The following is a 4,768-nucleotide window of genomic DNA, read 5'->3' as shown; positions in this document are numbered from 1 at the left end:
GCTAGTTATCCCGGTTCATCAAGTGACGGCTCGTTTGCCGCACCAATTCTATTTTCAAGAAGGAACCGCCAAAAAGTATGATACTGCCGCCTATGCGCAATTAAAACGATTGCAGGACGGACGTTTTTTAATTAGCGCCTTAGCGGACAAAGATTTAAAATTATTGTGAGGGGGGAAAAATGAGCGAAAACTGTAATCACGATTGCGCCCACTGCGCGCAAAAATGCGACGATAAAAAACCGGAAAGTTTTTTAGTGGCTCCGCATCCGCAAAGCCGTATTAAGCGCGTAATCGGCGTGATGAGCGGCAAAGGCGGGGTGGGTAAATCCTTTGTCACGGCTTTACTGGCTAGCGAAATGACCCGCCGCGGGCACCAAACCGGCGTGTTGGATGCGGATATTACGGGGCCGTCTATCCCCAAAATGTTCGGCATTAAAACGCGGGCGGAGGGGGACGAAAACGGCATTTATCCGGTGGCTTCCGATAGCGGCATAGACGTAATGTCCTTAAACTTACTGTTGGAAAAAGAAACGGACCCGGTCATCTGGCGCGGCTCTTTAATTACGGGCACGGTACTGCAATTTTGGAAAGATGTAATTTGGAAAGATGAAGATTATTTATTTGTGGATATGCCCCCCGGCACCGGGGATGTGACCTTGACCGTGTTTCAAAGCCTGCCGTTAAGCGGTATTGTGGTGGTGGGCACGCCGCAGGGGCTAGTCAATATGATAGTTTCCAAAGCCGTCAAAATGGCGCGCATGATGAACGTGCCGCTACTGGGGTATGTGGAAAATATGAGCTATTTGAAATGCCCGGAGTGCGGGCACGATACCGCGCTGTTCGGGCCGTCGCGCGCGGATGCGGTGGCGGCGGAGTTCGGTTTCCCTTGTGCGGTGCGTTTGCCGTTGGACCCGGTGCGCGCCGCGGCGTGTGATGAGGGCCGCGTGGAGTGCATACGCGAAGAGGCGTTAGAGCCGCTACTGAGGCGCCTGGAAGCCTTGCCGGAAAAAACGAAATAAAAAAAGCTGCATTAAATGCTAGAATAAGCAGAGAGGATTTATATGTCTTTGGATTTAAGCAAACTGGCCGGAACGATTGGTGATTCCCCAACCTTAAAAATTAATGCGCGCGCTCGTGCCTTAAAAGCGTCGGGCGAGCCGATTATTCATTTGGGCGGGGGGGAGCCTACTTTTCCGGCCCCGTTAGCGGCGGTGGAAGCGTTGCAGGCGCAGGCCGCCTCCCGCAAAATAAAATATTCGCCGTCTGCCGGAACTCCGGCTATGAAAGAGGCCGCCTTATCCTATACATTCAGGCAATACGGGCGGCAATACGCGCCCCAAGAAATTATCATTTCCGCCGGAGCCAAACAAGCCTTATTTAACTTTTTATTGGCGGCCGTCAACGCGGGGGACGAAGTTATTTTTCCGGCCCCGTATTGGGTGAGCTACCCGGAAATGGTGCGTTTGGCCGGCGGCAAGCCGGTGGTGGTGCGCCCGCAGGCGGGGATTTGCGTAAGCGCGGCCCAGCTCAAACAAGCCGTCACTCCGGCTACCAAAGCCATTATTATTAACAGCCCGTGCAATCCGTCCGGCCAAATCTATCCGGAAGATTTTATCCGCGAAATGGTAGAATTTGCCGAAAAAGAACAAATCTTTTTAGTGATGGACGACATTTACCGCGAACTGGTTTTTGACGGCGCCGCTGTTCCCAACCCGTGTGCTTTTGCGGGCAAAGGGGAAAATTTGGTTATTATTAACGGGGTATCCAAATTATACGGTTTAACGGGGCTTCGTATCGGGTGGGCCGTAAGTGCCAATACGGCGCTGATTGCCGCTATGGGCAAAATGCAGGCGCAAAGCACCTCTTGCAACAGTTCCCTTTCCGAAACCGCCGCCGCGGCCGCGCTGAACGGGGACCAATCCTGCGTGCGGGAAATGTGCCGCGTACTGCAAGAAAACCGCAACGCGCTGCTAGAGGAACTGGCCCAAATACCCCATGTAAAAGTGCTTAAACCGCAAGGCACGTTTTACTCGTTTGCAGATTTTAGTTATTATAATGCGGATTCACAGGCGCTGGCGCAGTATTTGCTGGATAAAGCGCTTGTGGCCGTTGTACCCGGCAATGCCTTTGGTATGGACGGGTATTTGCGCATTAGTTTCTGCGCCGATTTGGCTAGCGTGACGGAAGGTGTACGCCGTATACGTTGGGCCGTAGATAAAACCGCTCCGAACGAAATAAAAATCGGGGATAAATTAGTAAAGAGGGATTAACATGAACATAAAAGAAGCTACGCCGGATTTTTTTAAGCCGGATTTTGGGCTGGAAAACGCTGGGATTAAAACGGATAAAAACGTTTTTTGGAACTACTCCACCCCGGCCTTGTATGAAGAAGCCGTTAAACGCCAAGAAGCCAACTTGGTATATGGCGGCCCCTTGTGCGTAAGCACCGGTAAACATACCGGCCGCAGCCCCAATGACCGCTACTTTGTTGAAACCAAAGATATTGAAGGTAAACTTTTTTATAATAAAAGCAACAAAGGCATTGACCCTAAATATTTTGACAAAATTTTTGCCAAAGTACAGGCTTATGTGCAAGATAAAGATTTGTTCGTGCGTGATGCTTACGTCGGCTCTAGCAAGGCTTCCCGCTTGAAAGTACGCGCCATTACGGAATGTGCTTGGACGAACTTATTTGTAAAAAATATGTTCATTGAACCGGCCAAAGAAGAATTAAAATCCTTCGTGCCGGAATTTACGCTCATCTGCCTGCCCAAAATGAAAGTGGACCCCACCACCGACGGCACCGTCAGCGAAACCGCCATTTTGATTAACATTGAAAAGAAAATGGTGTTGGTGATTGGCTCCGAATACGGCGGCGAAAACAAAAAAGCGTTGTTTACCATTATGAACTATCTGCTCCCGCAGAAAGGCATTATGACCATGCACTGCTCCGCCAACGTGGGCACCCACCACGACAGCGCCATTTTCTTTGGCCTTTCCGGCACGGGTAAAACCACCCTGTCTGCCGATATGACCCGCGGTTTAATCGGCGACGACGAACACGGCTGGGATGCCGACGGTATTTTTAACTTTGAAGGCGGCTGCTATGCCAAAGTAATCCGCTTGAGCGAAGAAGCGGAACCGCAGATTTATTCCACCACCCGCCGCTTTGGCACCGTGTTGGAAAACGTGGTTTTTGACCCCCAAACCGGCAAGTTGGATTTGGACGACGACACGCTGACCGAAAATACCCGCGCTTGCTATCCGTTGGAATTTATCGGCAACTCCGTGCCCTCCAAACGTGCGGAACACCCCAAAAACATCATTTTCTTAACGTGTGATGCGTTTGGTGTTATGCCGCCTATTTCCAAATTGAGCCCGGACCAAGCCTTGTACCACTTTATCAGCGGTTATACCGCCAAAGTGGCCGGTACGGAAAAGGGTGTAAAAGAACCTACCAGCACGTTCTCTACCTGCTTTGGCGGGCCGTTTATGCCGCTCCACCCGTCTGTGTATGCGGAACTACTTAAAAAGAAAATTAAAGAACACAACGTGGATTGCTGGTTGGTAAACACCGGCTGGATTGGCGGCCCGTATGGCGTGGGGCACCGCATCAGCATTAAATATACGCGCGCTTTGTTGAACGCCGCGCTGGACGGTAAATTGGCTAAAGTCCACTTTACTACGGACCCTGTATTCGGTTTCCAAATCCCCACGGAATGTGACGGCGTGCCGAGCGAAATTTTGAACCCGGCCGACCAATGGGCCGATAAAGCCGCCTATATGGAAAAATACGAATACCTGGCCAAGGCTTTTATTGAAAACTTCAAGAAGTACGAAGCCGGCTGCACGGCCGAAGTTTTAGCCGCCGCGCCCAAAGTAAAAGCCAAATAATTTAACGGTATTAGGCTCCTTTGTAAGGAACCCCCTTACAAAGGGGCTCTAAATTTACTAGAATTTAGAAAACAGATTAAATGCAGTACGGTACCCAAGTACCGGACAAACAGGAGAAATAATAGTATGGCAAAAGCAAATGCAAAATTTATGGCACCTTTAACCCCCAGCGCTGAATTGGCTGTAATCGTCGGCTCTGCCGCGTTGCCCCGCACCGAAGTTGTAAAAAAGATGTGGGAATACATTAAAAAGAACGGCTTACAGGATGCCAAAAACAAACGCATGATTAACGCTGATGCGAAATTGGCCCCCATTTTTGAAGGCAAAAAACAAATCAGCATGTTTGATATGAGCAAATATATTTCCAAACATCTTTCCAAATAAGTAGTTTGGGTATGATAAGCCCCCGCACAGGGGGCTTTTTTTATGGGATTTAACAACTGGTGGTAAGCGGGGATTTTAACGCGCGGGGAACAAAATAACATTTTGTTCCCCGTTCGCATTAAGTGGGCAAACAATTACTCTTGGGGCGGCGCCCCAAACCCGCCCTTCTTTTTCTCATTGCAGAAAAAGAAGGCAAAAAGGCTAGCCCCCTGGGAACCTATAAAACCTATTTTGAGCCGGGCGTTTTACAACTCCCTACGGTCGGACAAATAAAACGCCTTTATATTCCGTTCAAAATAAATTTTATAGGCGGCTTCAAAGGGGTGCGCTTAACGGCAAACAACAACGGCAAACCGCGAACAACAACGGCAAACCGCAAACGACAAGGGCCATCAACAACAAAAAACAAAGGGGAAAAGGCACAAAAAAAGTATAAAAATACACACTGCTTACTTAATCGGCTCGGCGGGGAAAGATAAAAATAAGTAAA

General features: G+C 49.4%; 5 protein-coding genes. All 5 read left to right on the top strand.

All coding sequences use genetic code 11. The features are described 5' to 3' along the window. The first annotated feature begins 179 nt into the window (after positions 1–179). The 5 genes from ACQY18_RS06355 (at position 180) to ACQY18_RS06335 (ending at position 4,757) form a co-directional block, all read left to right on the top strand. Positions 180–1,019 carry a P-loop NTPase gene (locus ACQY18_RS06355; RefSeq protein WP_176777842.1) on the top strand — a complete coding sequence of 280 codons (840 nt, stop codon included), beginning with the start codon at positions 180–182 and terminating at the stop codon, positions 1,017–1,019. A 42-nt stretch (positions 1,020–1,061) separates the two neighbouring features. After that, entirely contained in the window at positions 1,062–2,270 is a 1,209-nt protein-coding gene (locus ACQY18_RS06350) for a pyridoxal phosphate-dependent aminotransferase (protein ID WP_428039262.1), read from the top strand. A gap of 1 nt (position 2,271) precedes the next feature. Next, positions 2,272–3,894: a phosphoenolpyruvate carboxykinase (ATP) gene (gene pckA, locus ACQY18_RS06345; RefSeq protein ID WP_176777840.1), complete on the top strand. Its 1,623-nt coding sequence runs from the start codon at positions 2,272–2,274 to the stop codon at positions 3,892–3,894. Between the two features lie 126 nt (positions 3,895–4,020). Then, positions 4,021–4,278, top strand: coding sequence for an SWIB/MDM2 domain-containing protein (locus ACQY18_RS06340; protein WP_176777839.1), 258 nt, complete (start codon positions 4,021–4,023; stop codon positions 4,276–4,278). A 122-nt stretch (positions 4,279–4,400) separates the two neighbouring features. Further along, the gene (locus tag ACQY18_RS06335; protein ID WP_428039261.1) at positions 4,401–4,757 is read left to right on the top strand and encodes a hypothetical protein; all 357 of its coding nucleotides are present in this window, start codon (positions 4,401–4,403) and stop codon (positions 4,755–4,757) included. Positions 4,758–4,768 lie beyond the last annotated feature (11 nt).

The sequence above is a fragment of the Candidatus Avelusimicrobium faecicola genome, assembly GCA_900540405.1.
GTDB lineage: Bacteria > Elusimicrobiota > Elusimicrobia > Elusimicrobiales > Elusimicrobiaceae > Avelusimicrobium > Avelusimicrobium faecicola.
This window is presented reverse-complemented; position numbering and strand designations above follow the sequence as displayed.